Below are 14281 nucleotides of genomic sequence, written 5' to 3' on the forward strand. Positions count from 1 at the left end.
GTAACTAGGCTCGGATCAGGTACCGACGAGTGGAGACCGCGATGGAAAGCTCCGGATTCGACGCAGGCGAACTCGCGACCCTGCTGGACGGACGTTGGGCCCACGTCCGCAACCAGGTCCGCGAAGCCCTCGACGGCGTGCCGCTTCCGCCGGGCGACGACCTGGACGTCGAAAGCCACCGCGCGCAGACCTACGAACAGCTGCACCTGCTGGTCAAGTCGGGCATCACCGATCTCGGTTTCCCAGTCGCCTACGGCGGTCGCGGCGACGCGGGCGGTTCGGTCGTCTCGATGGAGATGCTGCCCGGCAACCTGTCCCTGATGGTCAAGGCCGGTGTCCAATGGGGACTGTTCGGCGGCGCGATCGTCGCGCTGGGCACCGAAGAACACCACGAGCGCTACCTGCGCGACATCATGAGCCTGGACCTGCCGGGCTGCTTCGCGATGACCGAGACCGGCCACGGCTCGGACGTCCAACACCTGCGCACCACCGCCACCTACGACCCCGCGACGCAGGAATTCGTGGTGCAGACGCCGGACGAGTCGGCGCGCAAGGACTACATCGGCAACGCCGCCCGGGACGGTCGGCTGGCGGTGGTGTTCGCCCAGCTGATCACCGGCGGCGAGACCCACGGCGTGCACGCGCTGCTGGTGCCGATCCGGGACGCTGCCGGGCAGACGCTGCCGGGCGTGCGGATCACCGACTGCGGCCGGAAAGCCGGGCTCGGCGGTGTCGACAACGGCCGGATCGCCTTCGACCAGGTGCGGGTGCCGCGCGAGGCGCTGCTCAACCGCTACGGCGACGTCGACCCGGACGGCACCTACCGCAGCCCGATCGCCAGCTCCAGCAAGCGGTTCTTCACCATGCTCGGCACCCTGATCCGCGGTCGGATCTCGGTGGCCGGTACCGCGGGCGGCGCCACCAAGCTGGCGCTGGAGATCGCGCTGCGCTACGCCGACGCCCGCCGCCAGTTCGAGCGACCCGACACCGGCGTGCCAGCCGTGCTGCTGGATTACCTCGCACACCAGCGGAAACTGCTGCCCGCGCTGGCGAAGACCTTCGCCCTGCACTTCGCGCAGGAAGAGCTGGTGACCACGTTGCACGAGGTGCGCGATGACGAACGCCAGCAACGGGAACTGGAAACCCGCGCTGCCGGGCTGAAGGCGGTCTCGACCTGGCACGCGACGCAGACCATCCAGACCTGCCGGGAGGCGTGCGGCGGCGCGGGCTACCTGGCGGAGAACCAGTTGGCGCAGCTCAAGGCCGACACCGACGTCTTCACCACGTTCGAGGGCGACAACACGGTGCTGCTGCAACTGGTGGCCAAGGGGCTGCTGACCAACTACAAGGACCAGTTCGACGACCTCGGCACGCTGGGCATGGCCAAGTTCCTCGCCGAGGCCTTCGTCGGCGCGGTGATCGAGCGCACGGCGACGCGTTCCCTGGTGCAGCGGATCATCGACAGGTCGGGCCGGGACGACATCCTCGACCGCGGCTGGCAGCTGAAGCTGTTCGACGACCGCGAGCGGCACGTGCTCGACGGCCTCGGCCGTCGGCTGCGAAGGGCGAACCGCGACAACGCCTTCGAGGTGTTCAACAACGCGCAGGACCACCTGCTGCGGGCGGCCCGGGTGCACGTGGACCGCGTGGTGCTGGAGGCCTTCGTCGCGGCGATCGAGCGCTGCGGCGACCGCCGGACCGCCGCGGTGCTGAACAAGCTCTGCGACCTGTACGTGCTGTCCAACATCGAGGAAGATCGCGGCTGGTTCCTGGAGCACGAGCGCATCACGCCGCGTCGGTCGAAGGCGATCATCGAGGCGATCAACGTGCTGTGCGGCCAACTCCGCCCGCACGCGGTCGACCTCGTCACGGCCTTCGGCACCCCCCGCCAATGGCTAACCGCCCCGATCGCCACATGATCTGAACCGAGGTGAAGGGCACCTTCTACCAAGTAAGTTGGTAAAAGGTGCCCTTCACTGCTCACTTGAACGGGTTCGTGAGTGGTGAATCCGGACTGTTACAGGGTGTTGAGCTGGCCTTCGTCTGGTTCGTCGTACTCGGGCCAGGTGATCATGTAGTGGGTGTACTGCATCGTGCCGTTGCGCGGTTGCGGGTTGTCCAGGATGAGCCGGACACCGTGCACCGTCTCGGGGGCGCCGCCACCACCGGTGATGTAGGCGTCTCCGGTGGCGATTCCGCCGTTGTCGCCCCAGCTCGACCAGCTGAGGTTCATCAGCTTGACCTCGCTGGCGTACTGGCCGGTGACGTTCGGCGGGATGAACTCGCTCGGCCGCTGCACGAGCTTGCGGTTCGTGCTGTCCACGTAGGTGGCCGCGAAGAACTCCTTCGACGGGGCCTGGGCCGGTTCGCTGGCCTGCGGTGTGGTCTTGGTCGTGGTCTTCGGCGGCGAAGCCGGATCGGCGGCAGGTGTGTCCGATGTGGACTGCACCGGTGGGCTGTCGACGGCGATCCAGTCCTGGTTGATCTCACCAGCTGGCGGCAGGTTCGGCGGCGGCGGCGCCTGCTGGCCGCACGCCGAAAGCAGCAGCGCGGCACCGACCGCCAACGCCGAACCAAGCATTCGCACCGACCTGTGCAACACGGCCCTACCTCCACGCTTGTCGTCCAATTGTCCGTTGGACGCCTGGCGACGATGCGGGTTCACCCGAACCGCGAGAAAGATCGCCCCGAACCCCGAATTGCGCCGAACGCAGCAGCGGGCTGACCTGAACGGTCCGCTAGTCGCGGAACAAGCCGTTGAAATCCCGGAAGTCCACCGCGTCCGCGATCGCGCCGCAGGTGCCCTGTGCCAGGGCTTCCCGAATTCCCCGACGCGCCACCGCATACATTCGCCGTGATTGGCTGGCGAATTTCCGTCACCTACCAGGGGATCGCTGATCGGTTAACGGAAAGTGGATCACAGGTGGAACCGATCCGGCTGTGCTGCGTCCTACGGGTGGACAAGACGATGCCGAGATGTCTGAGAGACGCGATGCACACCCTGCTCCGGAAAACCGCCATCACCGTGGTCAGCGGTGCGTTCCTGCTCGGTACCGCCGCCACCAGCACAGCCGCCCCGGCGCCTGAAGAAGGAAGTTCCGACCAGGCCATCACGTGCGAGTCGGACGCCAGCGGCTCCAACGCGACGTTCTACAGCGGACCGTCCGCCTCGTACGCCTATGACGGAGCCTTCGACAAGGGACCAGCGGTGCCGGGCCTGGACAAGTACACGCCGCAGGGCATTTCCTCCTGGCGCGACTGGGATGGCAGCGGCAACGACCTGCTGCTGGTGACCGCCTACGGCGAGCCGGGCCAGGATGCCCGCATCATCGGCATCGATCCGTTGACCGGCAAGCAGGTCGGCGCCGCCGCCATCGCCGAGTCGCACGTCGGCGGGATCGCGGTCAGCAAGGGCTGGGCGTTCGTGCAGGGCCAGAACTCCGGCAAGTGGGGCACGATCCGCAAGTACCGGCTCACCGACCTGGCCGACGCAATGAAGCAGGGCGGCGCCCCGTACCTCAAGCAGGTCGGCAAGGCGCGCAACGTCTACGCCGCGTCGTTCGTGTCGAGCTACGGCGACACCCTCTACGCGGGCAAGTTCAACGACACCGGCCGCGGCGAGATGTACTCCTACAAGGTGGGCGACGACGGTTCGCTGACCACCGAGCACGCCTACGAGGTGCCCACCAAGACGCAGGGCCTGATGGTCACCAAGGACAAGTTCGTCTTCACCTCGTCCTACGGCCGCGCCAACCGCAGCAACATCTACGTGGTGGACAAGGGCGCGACGGACATCGACAAGCCGTCCACCAAGTGCTTCCGCGCGCCGAGCATGGCCGAGGGCATGACGGAGTACGGCGGAGCCGCCTACCTGCTGTTCGAGTCGGGCTCCTACCAGTACCGCGACGCCCGCAACGTGATCGAGAACCTGCACGTGGGCAACATCTCCGCCCTCACCAACTCGTGATCCGCCAACACGCGGGCAGTGCGCGGTCTAGGTGCCGGGCGTGCACACGACCGGCAGCGCGCGGTGGCCGTTGGCGATGAAGGACGCCACGGGTTGCAGCTGTTCCGGCGGCACGGCCAGGGACAGCTCCGGGAACCTGTCGAACAGGGCGGGCAGCGCGATACCGGCTTCGAGCCGGGCCAGCGATGAGCCCACGCAGAAGTGCGGTCCGTGCCCGAAGGACAGGTGGCTCTTGTTCGGACGCGCGATGTCGAAGCGGTCGACGTCTTCGCCCTCGTAGCTCGGTTCGCGGCCGACGGCCGCGAAGGCGGCGACGATGGCTTCGCCCTTGCGGATCTTGATGCCGTCCAGCTCGATGTCGTCGACGGCGTAGCGCAGCGGCAGGTTCGCCACCGGTGGTTGCCAGCGCAGCGTTTCCTCGATCACGTCGTCCCAGGAGTGCTGCCCGGTGCGGACGAGTTCGAGCTGGTCGGGATGCGTGAGCAGCGCGGTGATGGCGTGGTCGAGCAGGTTGACGGTGGTCTCGTACCCGGCGGTGACCATCAGGATGATGGTGTCGACGAGTTCGCTCTCGGTGAGCCGGGAGCCGTCGTTGTCGCGGGCCGCGATGAGGTCGCTGGTCATGTCATCGCCGGGCGTGTTCCGCTTGCTGTCGACGAGATCGTGCATGATCGCGTAGAGGTCGCGCTGCACGAGCAGCGCTTCTTCTGGCGTGATGGTCGTGTCGAAGATCCCGTCGGCGACCCGTCGCAGGTCTGCCCGGCTGTGGTCGGGGACCCCGAACAGTTGGCTGATGACCTCGATCGGCAGCGGGGAGGCGAATGCCTCGCGGAGGTCGACCGGTTGTCCCGGCGGTGTGGCGGCCAGATCGCCGAGCAGGTTCTCGGTGATCTGCTCGATGCGGGGCCGCTGGGATTCGGTGCGGCGTGCGGTGAAGGCCTTGGAGACCAGCAGTCGCAGTCGGGTGTGTTCGGTGCCGTAGGCGGTGAACATGTTCTGCACCGAAACCCAGATGTGCAGCGGCCAGTCTTCGGGGATCTCACCGTTGATCCACTGCGGCCAGTGCTGGCGCGGGTCCTTGGACACCCGCGGGTCGGTGAGGAGCTTGCGGAGCAGATCCGAGCTGGTTACCGCCCACGCAACCACTTCGCCGGGAAGTTCCACCAGCGTTGCTGGTCCTTGCTGTCGTAACCGGGCTGCTTCGGCGTGGATGTTCCCGCCGGTCGGGTCGAGGAGGTGGGGACCGGGCTCGTGCTCCATTGACCGTCTCCAATGCTGTCGGGTTGAACCGGTGCGGAGGGCGGAGGAAAGCGAACGGGGAGGGCTTCCAGTGCTCGGTGGAACGGGCCGGGGCGCCACTTCAGGGTGTCGGCGGGCACCGCCAGCTCGATTCCGGGCAGCCGGTCGAGGAGTTTTTCGATGGCCGCCGAGGCGATCACCCGGGCCATCCGCTGTGCTGGTGTCGGGCAGGTGTGCGGGCCCGCGCTGAAGGCGAGGTGGGCGCGGTTGCCCACCCGACCGTGACCGGCGACCAGGGACGGGTCGGTGTTGGCGGCGGCGAAGCTGATCAGGACCGGTTCGTCGGCGGGAACCGGGTTGCCGCCGATCTGCACCTCCTGCACCGGGTAGGTGGTGCCGTAGTTGGCCATCGGCGGGTCGGTCCAGAGGACCTCGTCCAGCGCCTCTTCGACGGGCAGGCTGCCACCGGCGAGATCGCCGCCGAACCGGTTGTCGGACAGCAGCAGCCGCATCGTGTTGGTGATCAGGTTCTGCTGGGGCTCGCATCCGGCGCCCATCAGGACCATGTGCTGGTGGACCACTTCCTCGTCGGCCAACCGCGCCGGGTGCTCCATCAGCCAGGACGTCACGTCCGCCGCTGGTTGGAGTCGTTTGAGCGCGACCAGCTCACCGATGGCCGCACCCAGTTCCTCATTGGACTTCTCGGCGTCGACGCCGTCGAAGATCCCCATCATCCCGATCAGGATGCGATCTCCGATGGCCGGTGGGGTACCGCACATCCGGTTGAGCACGAGCAGTGGCAGGACTCGCGCGTACTGCAGGATCAGATCGGCCTGCCCGGCATAGGCGAACTCGTCGATGAGGGCGTCGGCGCTGTGCTCGACGTAGGCCCGGATGTCCCGGACGTCGACCCGGCCGAGGCTGTCGTTCATGGCCCTGCGCAACCGGGTGTGCACGGCACCGTCGGTGAACAGGCAGTTCTGCCGGTACATCATCATCGGCAGCACCGGGCAGTCCGGCGGAACCTTCTGCTGCCACCGGCGCGGGTCCTTCGGGAACGTGGCGGGATCGCGCAGCACTTCCAGCGCCGCCTGGTAGCTGGTGACCAAGGTCGCGGGAACGCCCGGGGCGATTTCGACCGGCGCCGTCGGTCCGTGGTGCCGCAGCTGGCCGTAGACGCGGCGCGGATCCGCGGCGAATTCCGGCCCGTACAACGGAGTTCGGCCGCCACGAGGTTCCGGTGGTGGCGGGGTGTCCTGCTCGGCGGGTTGGGAGGTCACGCGTGCTCCTGCTCGGTGCGGTGGAGGTATTCGACGAGCGAGATCAGCGCGCGCGTCGACGAGGCCTGATCGCGGGCATCGCAGGTGACCAGCGGGGTTTCGGCGCTCAGGTCGAGCGCCTCGCGCAGCTCTGCGTTGCTGAACACGGGTGCGTCGTCGAAGTGGTTGATGGCCACCGCGTAACGCAGCCCGACCTCTTCGAGGAGGTCCATCACGGGAAAGGAGTGCTCCAGGCGGCGGGTGTCGGCGAGCACCAGCGCGCCGAGCGCCCCCTGGGCGAGATCGCGCCACAGCGGCGTGAAGCGGTGCTGCCCGGGGGCGCCGAACAGGTACAGCACCAGCCGGTCGCTGAGGGTCAGCCGCCCGAAGTCCATCGCGACCGTCGTGGTCTTCTTCTCGGGTACTCCCGCCAGGTCGTCGACCAGTTCACTGGCCTGCGTCATCGTCTCCTCCGTCCGAAGTGGACGGATCTCCGAGAGCGTGCCGACGAAGGTGGTCTTTCCGACGGCGAAATGCCCCACGATCAGCAGCTTCGTCGCGGCTTGAACAGTGTGGCGCAGGTATATGTCGTCACAGGCGGGCGCGTAGCCCATCGAGGACCTCCTGCAAGATGTCGAGGTTCGGCGCATCCGGTTGGGGCCGGGGGGTGCGGGTGGTGATGTGGCCGCTGTCCAGCAGGTCGCCCAGCAGGACCTTGGTGACGCTGATCGGCAACGCGAGGTGCCCGGCGATCTCGACCACCGACAGCGCACCGCCCCGGCACAGCCGCATCACGCGCTGCTGTTCGGGGCTGAGGCCGACGATCTCGTTGCGAGCCGCGGTGACCAGGGTGACCAGATCGAAGGTGTTGCGCGTCGGGTGGGCGCGTCCGCCGGTGACCACGTGCGGTCGCACCAGTGCCCGTTCACGCGGGTCCGGGCTCACGCCGACCCACCGACCCCGGTGCGCTGCGAGGCGGTCAGCTCCTTGCCCAGGCGCTGAACCAGTTCCATCAGTCGATGGGTCATGGTCTCCACGTCGATCCGCTCCGTTGCGGAGGCGGCGACGTAGGCGCGCGGACCGGCGGCGACGAGGAACACGTAACCGAAGTCGAACTCGGTGATGGTCTGCTGCCACGGCATGTCGGGGTTGCCGCAGAACTCAGCGGTCGCGCGGGCGAGCGATTGCAGCCCGGACATCGCGGCGGCTTGGCGTTCCGCGTCCTCCCGGCCGATGTTCTTCGAGTGGGCCATGAGCAAGCCGTCCGCGGAGAGCAGGATCGCGTGTTTCGCCTCCGGCATCCGCAGTGCTTCGTCGAGCATCCACCCCAGGCTGTTGTGCTGGCTCTGATTCATGGCGTGGCCGTTCCTTCGTCGTTGTTCGGTCGACTTTTCGCGGGGTCGGCGCGACCGGATCGCGTGCCGCGTTGCCATGCCCCCATGCCTTGTGCGCGGCCGCGACCCCAGTTGAGGGTCGGGATGGATTCGGTCGGCGAGTCCGCGACCGACGTCGCGTTCGACTTCCGGCGCCGTTTCGGCAGTCCGCCAGCGGTGCGCTGCGCGGGCGACTGCGCAACAGGTGCGTCTTCAGCAGCTGGTGGCACCACTGGCTGCGCCTCCACCCTGGTCAGCAGTTCGTTGGGCAGGAACACCACGGCGCGCATGCCGCCGTATGGCGAGGAAGCCTCGACGAAAACCTTGAATTCGTAGCGGGCGGCGAGCACCCCGGCGAGGGCGAAGCCGATCTGCGGCGGGTCGCCGAGCCGGTTGATGTCCACTGCTTCCTGCGCCGACAGCAGCGACTGCGTGTGCTCGCGCTCCTCGGCGTTCATCCCGACCCCGGCGTCGTCGATCACGATGGAGATGCCGTTGTGCGCGGGCTGGAAGTGCACTTCGACCGAGGTGTTGGGCTGCGAGTAGCGCGCCGCGTTGTCCAGCAGTTCCGCCAACGCGAGTACCACGGGCTCCACGGCGCGGCTGACCACCGCCATGTCGACCTGGGTGTGCACCTTGACCCGCAGGTAGTCGCGGATCCGCGAGGTGGCGCCCCGCACCACGTCGGTCAACGGGGAGGCCGCCCGCTGCTGTCCGGGCCAGGATCCGCACAGCACCGCGGTGGCCTGCGCCCGGCGGGCGAGCTGCGAGTTGGCGTGGTCGATCTTCAGCAGGTCGGCCAGCACTTCGGGATCGTCGTGCCGGTGCTGCATTTCGGTGATGACCAGCTGCTGTTCGTTGGCCAGGCTCTGCACGCCGCGCATCGTCGAGGTCAGCGTCGCTTTCGCGGCTCGGTCGGCGCGCTGCTTGGTTTCCGCCGCGAAGCGGGTGAACAGCTCCATGACCGAGTCCAGCTTTTCCGCATACGGGGTCCCGGCGAGCTGCTGGTGGAAGATGCCGGGCACTTCCACGGGGATGCCTTGCTGGGATTCCACAAGTGACGGAAGGCGGTGTGCGACCAAGTGAGCCGCTTCCTGGTCACGAGCGCGAAGCTGGGCCTTGATTTGCTGCTGGCGCAGGTATGTGACCAAGAGGGCTAATCCGATTGCCGCAATCGCAATCCACAATGCCACGTCCACTTAGGAGTGCTCCGTTACATCTTCGTAACAATCAACGGCAGTTGTCCGGCGAGCGGAGAACGCTACCACCTCGCGGTGCGCGAAGGCGATGGCACGTAGCGGACAACGGCGAAACCTACCTGCGCGGCAAGTACTTTCCCGAATCGGGTGTTCCGGACAGGATGTTCGCTGCGTCGCACTTCCTGGTCCCCCATTCCGAGTTCTCTTGCGGTATTCGGGTGATCATGGGCGGCGAATCGGCGGCGCCGCGTTGTCCGCAGCCATTCTGGATGTTGATCAACTCGCGTGGGGGCAAGATGGCCGAAACACGCCGCGGCCACCCCGGCAATCCGCAGCGAAATGTCGAATCTTCAACCATCATCGCGGAATTCCGTTCCGCCGACCGGAGCGTCCAGAACTACGCCGAGGAGGCGACGAAGGCTCGGACCGTTCTGCCCAGGTCGGTGCTCTCGCTGATCCGTTTGAGCTGGGCGCGTTCGAGATCGGTGAGCGGTAGCGACTGCGTCAGACCAGTTGCGTACACCAGCGTCGCGAGGAGCACGAGCCTGTTGTCCGGCCCGAGTTCGTTGCGGGCGAAGGCCCGAAGTTCGCCGAGCAACGCATTCCACGCGTCGGGGTTGGGGTAATAGCGCTTGCGCGGAATAACACCGAGCGCCCGCTTTCGCACGCACCTCGCGTAGTCGCGGTGCATGAGCGACGCACGATGCGTGGCCAGGGCAGACGCATTCCCGGCGCGGATCGGCGACCGGGCCAGGACGTACTTGTGCGCTGGCACGGGCTTGTTCCCGGCACCCGCGAGCGACCGCAACATCGCCAGTCCACCGTCGAACCACGCCAAACCGGTCGGCCGCACGTCGAGGATCCGGACCCGCCCACCGGCGACCTCAACGCGCCGCCAAAGCACGAAGTCCCCCAGCTCAGCCGCACCGGCGTAGTCGCCCGAGAAGACGCTTCCCCCAGCGGGCTTGTGCGCCAACAACACGAACTGCTCGGACAGCGAAAGGTTCACAACCGCCATGGTGCGCCAAACGGTGCCTGCTGGCGGCCTTTCGCGGGCATTCGGCACGGGATGGATCCGACGCCGGTTCCCGGCCAGGAGCGCAATGCGTCGCACGGGCTGACCATCAACGTCGCCATCGCGAACTAGGTGGAATGGCTCGCGCCCACCCGCGAAACCTGCTGGGCCAAGGCCCGTCGCGATGCCGCGAACTGAACTGTCCTCTTCGGACTGGACTGGAACGACACGGATGTTGGACGCTCGGTTCATGCATTCGCCGATGGGCGCATCCAATGCGAGGTGCCCCCGGGACCTCGTACTGGTCGTACGAGGGCGCGGGGGCAGCACGTCCTTGCGTCACATCGTTGGTCAGCCCATGGATTTGGCGCCGTCCAGGGACTCCCGGATGATGTCGGCGTGCCCGGAGTGCTGGGCGGTTTCGGCGATGATGTGCATCAGCACCCGGCGGGCCGACCACCGCTCTTCGGACTGGAACCACGGCGCCTTCGGCAGGGACTGGGTGGCGTCCAGGTCGGGCAGGGCGGCGACCAGTTCGTCGGTGCGGCGGGCCACCTCGGCGTAGTCGGCCAGCACACCGGCCAGCGTCTCGCCGGGCAGCATCCGGAACTCCTCGTCCCGCCGGGCCCAGTCCTCCTCGGTCATGGCGGTGAAGTCCCCGATCGCTGAGGGGCCGTTGACGATGAAGTCCGCCCAGCCCCGCTCGACCGCCGCGACGTGCTTGATCAGGCCGCCCAGGCACAGCTCGCTCGCGGTGGTCCGCCGCCCGGCCTGCTCGTCGGTGAGCTCGCGGGTGGTGAAGCGCAGGAAGTGCCGCTGCTTGGCCAGCACCGCCAGCAGGTCGGCGCGCTCGCCGGTGGCCGACGCGTCGGCCAGGTCGCGGGTGGTCAGCTCGTGCGCGGTCATGGTCTTCGCCTTCCGTTGTTCCTGTTCCGTCGGTCGAGGACCACGCTAGGGAGCATAGCGGTCACTTTTTGACCTGAATTTTGGAAGAATCGAGAACATGGCGAACACCAGCACCCGGACGCTGCGACTGCTGTCCTTGCTCCAGACCCACCGGTACTGGCCGGGTTCCGAACTGGCCGAGCGGCTGGGAGTCTCGCCCCGCACCCTGCGTCGGGACATCGACCGGCTGCGCGAGCTGGGCTACCCGGTCGAGGCGCAGCGCGGCGTCGAAGGCGGCTACCAGCTCGCCGCGGGCGCGGCACTGCCGCCACTGGTGATCGACGACGAGGAGGCGGTTGCCCTGGCCGTTGGGTTGCAGGCCGCCGCGCAGGGTGCGGTGGAGGGCATCGCCGAGTCCTCGGTGCGGGTGCTGGCCAAGGTTGCGCAGGTGATGCCGCTCCGGCTGCGGCGGCGGGTCGACGCACTGCGCGCGATGACCGTGTCCGTCGGTTGGGGCGGCCCCGCGAGGGCGGGCGTCGACCCGGGCGCGCTCACCGCGGTCGCGCTGGCCTGCCGGGACAGCGAACGCTTGCGCTTCTCCTACACCGCCGCCAACGGCCAGCAGACCGACCGGCACGTCGAACCGCACCGGTTGGTTTGCCTCGGTCGTCGCTGGTACCTGGTCGCGTACGACCTCACCCGGCACGACTGGCGCAGCTTCCGGGCCGACCGGCTCGCCGAGCCGCAGGGCACCGGCGCCCGGTTCCGGCCCCGCGATCTGCCCGCCGCCGATGCCGCCGAGTTCGTCCGCGCTGGCCTGGACAACGTGCCCCGCCCGTACCGGGTGGAGGTCCTGGTCGACGCCCCGGCCGCCACGGTGCGCGGACGGATCGGCCGGTGGAGCACGGTCGAGGAGGTCGACGCCGAGCACTGCCGGGTGCGCATGACCGCCGACTCGCTGGACTGGCCGACCATGGCACTGGGCCTGGCCGGCGCGGACTTCCGCGTCCTCGACCCGCCTGAACTGCTCGACCAGATCCACAACTGGGGTGCCCGGTTCAACCGGGCCTAGTTCGCAAGCGCGGGCAACGGTGCGGCGATCCGGTCAGGTCAGGCCGATTTCGTGGGTCAGTTCGTGCAGCATCGAGTCGAAGAGCCGGTCGGCGTACTTCAGGTCGAACGGGAAGCGCCCGAAGACCTCCAGCGCCACGTGTCCGTACAGGCGCACCCACCAGCGCAGCAGGAAGTACACCGCGTCCGGCCGCAAGGCCTCCGGCGGGACGTCGATGCCTTCGACCGAGAACGCCGCCGCCAGCGCCTCCTGGTGGGCGGACAGATCGGGAAGTTCGAACGGCAGGCCGCCCGCGGTGTCCGCCTTCATCGCGCCTTCGGCCATGAACGGCCCGACGATGCCCAGGAAAACCCCGGCGAACTGGTCGTGCTGCCGGTTGCCCGGCTCGTTCTTCGGCGTGGCGAAGACCAGCGCGAATTCCTCCGGATGCGCCAGCGCCCATCGCCGGAATGCCCGGCACATCGCGAAGATCTTCGCCAGGAACTCCTCGTCGACCGAGTCCATCGCCACGTGCAGTTCGGCGGCCAGATCCGCGCAGATGTCGTCGCACAACTGCCTGAGCAGGTCCTCGCGCGATTCGTAGTAGCGGTACAGCGCGGGCGCGGTGATGCCGAGCTCCCGGGCGATCGCCCGCAGCGTCACCGCATCGCGCCCATGCTCCACGAGCAGTCCTCGCGCGTGCTGTCGGATCTCCAGTTCGGTGGCCGCGCGAAGCCGCTCGCGCCGAGTCACCTCGGTCATGTGCCACTCCTGTGTCCGGTGACCGATCGCGACGTCGCGATCGGCAGCACGTGATTGTGGCGCATCCCGTCCTCCGCTCGGGCGCAGAAGCCGGATTCCGTCGCGCGGGTTCCAACGATGAACGGCGTTCACCCGTGTTGACGGTGTTCACCTGACGGTAACCGGTGACCGGCGTCGACCACCAGCAGCAGCGGACCAGCCGTGCTCGCGTCCGGGGCATACCGGCATCGCCGGTGGGTTCCGGTGGAAACCGATCTCTCGGCGTGGGTGCGAATGATTTTGGTGCCCGCGGTGTTGAAGCTCTTGGCAAGGCGGCGCCGAGGCCGCTGCGGCAGCAGGCCGCAGGCCACGAGACGAACCGGAACGCGAGCTGGAAACCGAGCGGGTGACCAGCACTGACAGGGCGCGGGTGCCGCGCGACAAAGCGTGCGGACTCCCGCAGAACACAGGAGGCAACATGACCGCCGAAGTGCCGGAAGTCGTCGTCTACACCCGACCTGGCTGCCCGTTCTGCACCTCGCTGCGCGCCGGACTTCGGCGGCAGGGCTTGGCCTTCACCGAGGTGAACATCTGGGAGGACCCGGCGGCCGCGGCGACCGTGCGCTCCATCGCCGATGGCAACGAGACGGTGCCGACCGTGGTCATCGGCGATTGGCAGGCGGTCAACCCATCGGCGAGCAGCGTGCTCTCGGCGGTCGGTGAACACGCGCCGCACCTGCTGCCCGAGCACTCGCCCGGTCCGGTCGACGGGACGTTGCGGACATTGGGCCTGCGCAAGGGTTCGTGATCACCCGGACGGCCGCGACCGGTCCAGGCACCCGAGCTTTTCGTTGGGGGTCGGCCGCACGGGGGGCGTTACGGCCGACCCTCAACAGGTTGTGATCGTCGGTGGCGCGAATACCGGCGAGCAACAACCCATTCAGTCTGACGCTTGGCTAGGCCGAAAAGATCCATCTCCCACCCAAAATTAGCTCGAACGGTGGATCCCCCGAACGGGATCATCCACTGTGGTCCGGTCATGTGAATCGCTTTGTCCGGCTGCTGCGTGCTGTCGGTCCGTGCACATCGAACGGCCCGTTCTCCCCGATTTCGGGGGAACGGGCCGTTGGCGTTCGCGGCGCGGATGTTCTGGCGAGGCTGGCGGATCGATCATTCTGGAGTCGGGGCAGCCCCGGCCGAAGCGGCCGGGGACTGCACGGGACGGAATTGGCTGGTGTCCACGGGTTCGCCCGGAATCGAGTCGGGCGTGCTGGGCGATTCGTTCGTCGGCGGTCTGTCCGAGGAGTTCCCGGGAGACGGGTCCGAGTCGCTCTGCTCGTCGCCGGAGGCGACTGGTAGTTGGATGGCGAACAGGTTCACCACGGCTTCCAGCGGCTCGGCGAACCAGTCGAGGGGCGGGTTCGTTTCGGTGATCTGCGTGCTGATTGCCATGCTCACAGCGTGCTGTTTTGGGGTGCTCATCGGATCCGTACTGCTACTCAGTTGTTACTCACCAGTAATTGCGGCACTGCGACATTCGAGCGACGTAAGA

Annotated in this window: 15 protein-coding genes; 4 read left to right on the top strand and 11 right to left on the bottom strand. The window is 67.8% G+C overall.

Translation table 11 applies throughout. The features are described 5' to 3' along the window. Positions 1-41: 41 nt before the first annotated feature. Entirely contained in the window at positions 42-1919 is a 1878-nt protein-coding gene (locus ACTWQN_RS22470; RefSeq protein WP_443205495.1) for an acyl-CoA dehydrogenase family protein, read from the top strand. A 98-nt stretch (positions 1920-2017) separates the two neighbouring features. On the opposite strand, the gene ACTWQN_RS22475 is transcribed toward ACTWQN_RS22470, so the two are convergent. Further along, on the bottom strand, positions 2018-2602 hold the full coding sequence (locus tag ACTWQN_RS22475; protein WP_443205496.1) for a hypothetical protein: 585 nt from the start codon (positions 2600-2602) through the stop codon (positions 2018-2020). Positions 2603-2992: 390 nt separating this feature from the next. On the opposite strand from ACTWQN_RS22475, the gene ACTWQN_RS22480 reads away from it, so the two are divergent. Beyond that, positions 2993-3967 carry a hypothetical protein gene (locus ACTWQN_RS22480; RefSeq protein WP_443205497.1) on the top strand — a complete coding sequence of 325 codons (975 nt, stop codon included), beginning with the start codon at positions 2993-2995 and terminating at the stop codon, positions 3965-3967. Between the two features lie 27 nt (positions 3968-3994). Here ACTWQN_RS22480 and ACTWQN_RS22485 read toward each other — a convergent pair whose 3' ends face one another. The 8 genes from ACTWQN_RS22485 to ACTWQN_RS22520 form a co-directional block, all read right to left on the bottom strand. Continuing rightward, positions 3995-5113 carry a cytochrome P450 family protein gene (locus ACTWQN_RS22485; protein WP_443205548.1) on the bottom strand — a complete coding sequence of 373 codons (1119 nt, stop codon included), beginning with the start codon at positions 5111-5113 and terminating at the stop codon, positions 3995-3997. Next, positions 5095-6486 carry a cytochrome P450 gene (locus ACTWQN_RS22490; RefSeq protein ID WP_443205498.1) on the bottom strand — a complete coding sequence of 464 codons (1392 nt, stop codon included), beginning with the start codon at positions 6484-6486 and terminating at the stop codon, positions 5095-5097. The genes ACTWQN_RS22485 and ACTWQN_RS22490 overlap by 19 nt, the downstream gene beginning before the upstream one ends. Beyond that, positions 6483-7079 (bottom strand): GTP-binding protein, encoded by a 597-nt coding sequence (locus ACTWQN_RS22495; protein ID WP_443205499.1) that lies wholly within the window; start codon positions 7077-7079, stop codon positions 6483-6485. Before ACTWQN_RS22495 ends, ACTWQN_RS22490 begins: the two co-directional genes overlap by 4 nt. Next, on the bottom strand, positions 7057-7410 hold the full coding sequence (locus tag ACTWQN_RS22500; protein WP_443205500.1) for a DUF742 domain-containing protein: 354 nt from the start codon (positions 7408-7410) through the stop codon (positions 7057-7059). The genes ACTWQN_RS22495 and ACTWQN_RS22500 overlap by 23 nt, the downstream gene beginning before the upstream one ends. Then, positions 7407-7820: a roadblock/LC7 domain-containing protein gene (locus ACTWQN_RS22505; protein WP_443205501.1), complete on the bottom strand. Its 414-nt coding sequence runs from the start codon at positions 7818-7820 to the stop codon at positions 7407-7409. Before ACTWQN_RS22505 ends, ACTWQN_RS22500 begins: the two co-directional genes overlap by 4 nt. Beyond that, positions 7817-8869 carry an ATP-binding protein gene (locus ACTWQN_RS22510; protein WP_443205502.1) on the bottom strand — a complete coding sequence of 351 codons (1053 nt, stop codon included), beginning with the start codon at positions 8867-8869 and terminating at the stop codon, positions 7817-7819. The genes ACTWQN_RS22505 and ACTWQN_RS22510 overlap by 4 nt, the downstream gene beginning before the upstream one ends. 565 nt (positions 8870-9434) lie before the next feature. After that, positions 9435-10055, bottom strand: a complete 621-nt coding sequence (locus tag ACTWQN_RS22515) for a GOLPH3/VPS74 family protein (RefSeq protein ID WP_443205503.1) — start codon at positions 10053-10055, stop codon at positions 9435-9437. Positions 10056-10403: 348 nt separating this feature from the next. Further along, positions 10404-10958 (bottom strand): DinB family protein, encoded by a 555-nt coding sequence (locus tag ACTWQN_RS22520; protein ID WP_443205504.1) that lies wholly within the window; start codon positions 10956-10958, stop codon positions 10404-10406. 97 nt (positions 10959-11055) lie between these two features. On the opposite strand from ACTWQN_RS22520, the gene ACTWQN_RS22525 reads away from it, so the two are divergent. After that, positions 11056-12009, top strand: coding sequence for a helix-turn-helix transcriptional regulator (locus tag ACTWQN_RS22525; protein WP_443205505.1), 954 nt, complete (start codon positions 11056-11058; stop codon positions 12007-12009). A gap of 33 nt (positions 12010-12042) precedes the next feature. Here ACTWQN_RS22525 and ACTWQN_RS22530 read toward each other — a convergent pair whose 3' ends face one another. Beyond that, a complete protein-coding gene (locus ACTWQN_RS22530; RefSeq protein ID WP_443205506.1) occupies positions 12043-12750 on the bottom strand; it encodes a TetR/AcrR family transcriptional regulator in 708 nt (235 codons plus the stop codon). 457 nt (positions 12751-13207) lie between these two features. On the opposite strand from ACTWQN_RS22530, the gene ACTWQN_RS22535 reads away from it, so the two are divergent. Further along, complete coding sequence (locus tag ACTWQN_RS22535; protein WP_443205507.1) at positions 13208-13537, top strand: glutaredoxin family protein; 330 nt, start codon at positions 13208-13210, stop codon at positions 13535-13537. Between the two features lie 362 nt (positions 13538-13899). Here the strand turns inward: ACTWQN_RS22535 and ACTWQN_RS22540 are convergent, their stop codons facing one another. Then, positions 13900-14181 carry a hypothetical protein gene (locus ACTWQN_RS22540; RefSeq protein ID WP_443205508.1) on the bottom strand — a complete coding sequence of 94 codons (282 nt, stop codon included), beginning with the start codon at positions 14179-14181 and terminating at the stop codon, positions 13900-13902. Positions 14182-14281 lie beyond the last annotated feature (100 nt).

It is taken from the genome of Saccharopolyspora antiqui, assembly GCF_052246905.1.
Classification (GTDB): domain Bacteria; phylum Actinomycetota; class Actinomycetes; order Mycobacteriales; family Pseudonocardiaceae; genus Saccharopolyspora.

Bases quoted from the DNA above. Each gene is read 5' to 3' on its own strand.
- ACTWQN_RS22470 (WP_443205495.1), top strand. From the start codon at position 42: ATGGAAAGCTCCGGATTCGACGCAGGCGAACTCGCGACCCTGCTGGAC.
- ACTWQN_RS22480 (WP_443205497.1), top strand. From the start codon at position 2,993: ATGCACACCCTGCTCCGGAAAACCGCCATCACCGTGGTCAGCGGTGCG.
- ACTWQN_RS22495 (WP_443205499.1), bottom strand. From the start codon at position 7,079: ATGGGCTACGCGCCCGCCTGTGACGACATATACCTGCGCCACACTGTT.
- ACTWQN_RS22505 (WP_443205501.1), bottom strand. From the start codon at position 7,820: ATGAATCAGAGCCAGCACAACAGCCTGGGGTGGATGCTCGACGAAGCA.
- ACTWQN_RS22515 (WP_443205503.1), bottom strand. From the start codon at position 10,055: ATGGCGGTTGTGAACCTTTCGCTGTCCGAGCAGTTCGTGTTGTTGGCG.
- ACTWQN_RS22520 (WP_443205504.1), bottom strand. From the start codon at position 10,958: ATGACCGCGCACGAGCTGACCACCCGCGACCTGGCCGACGCGTCGGCC.
- ACTWQN_RS22525 (WP_443205505.1), top strand. From the start codon at position 11,056: ATGGCGAACACCAGCACCCGGACGCTGCGACTGCTGTCCTTGCTCCAG.
- ACTWQN_RS22530 (WP_443205506.1), bottom strand. From the start codon at position 12,750: ATGACCGAGGTGACTCGGCGCGAGCGGCTTCGCGCGGCCACCGAACTG.
- ACTWQN_RS22535 (WP_443205507.1), top strand. From the start codon at position 13,208: ATGACCGCCGAAGTGCCGGAAGTCGTCGTCTACACCCGACCTGGCTGC.
- ACTWQN_RS22540 (WP_443205508.1), bottom strand. From the start codon at position 14,181: ATGGCAATCAGCACGCAGATCACCGAAACGAACCCGCCCCTCGACTGG.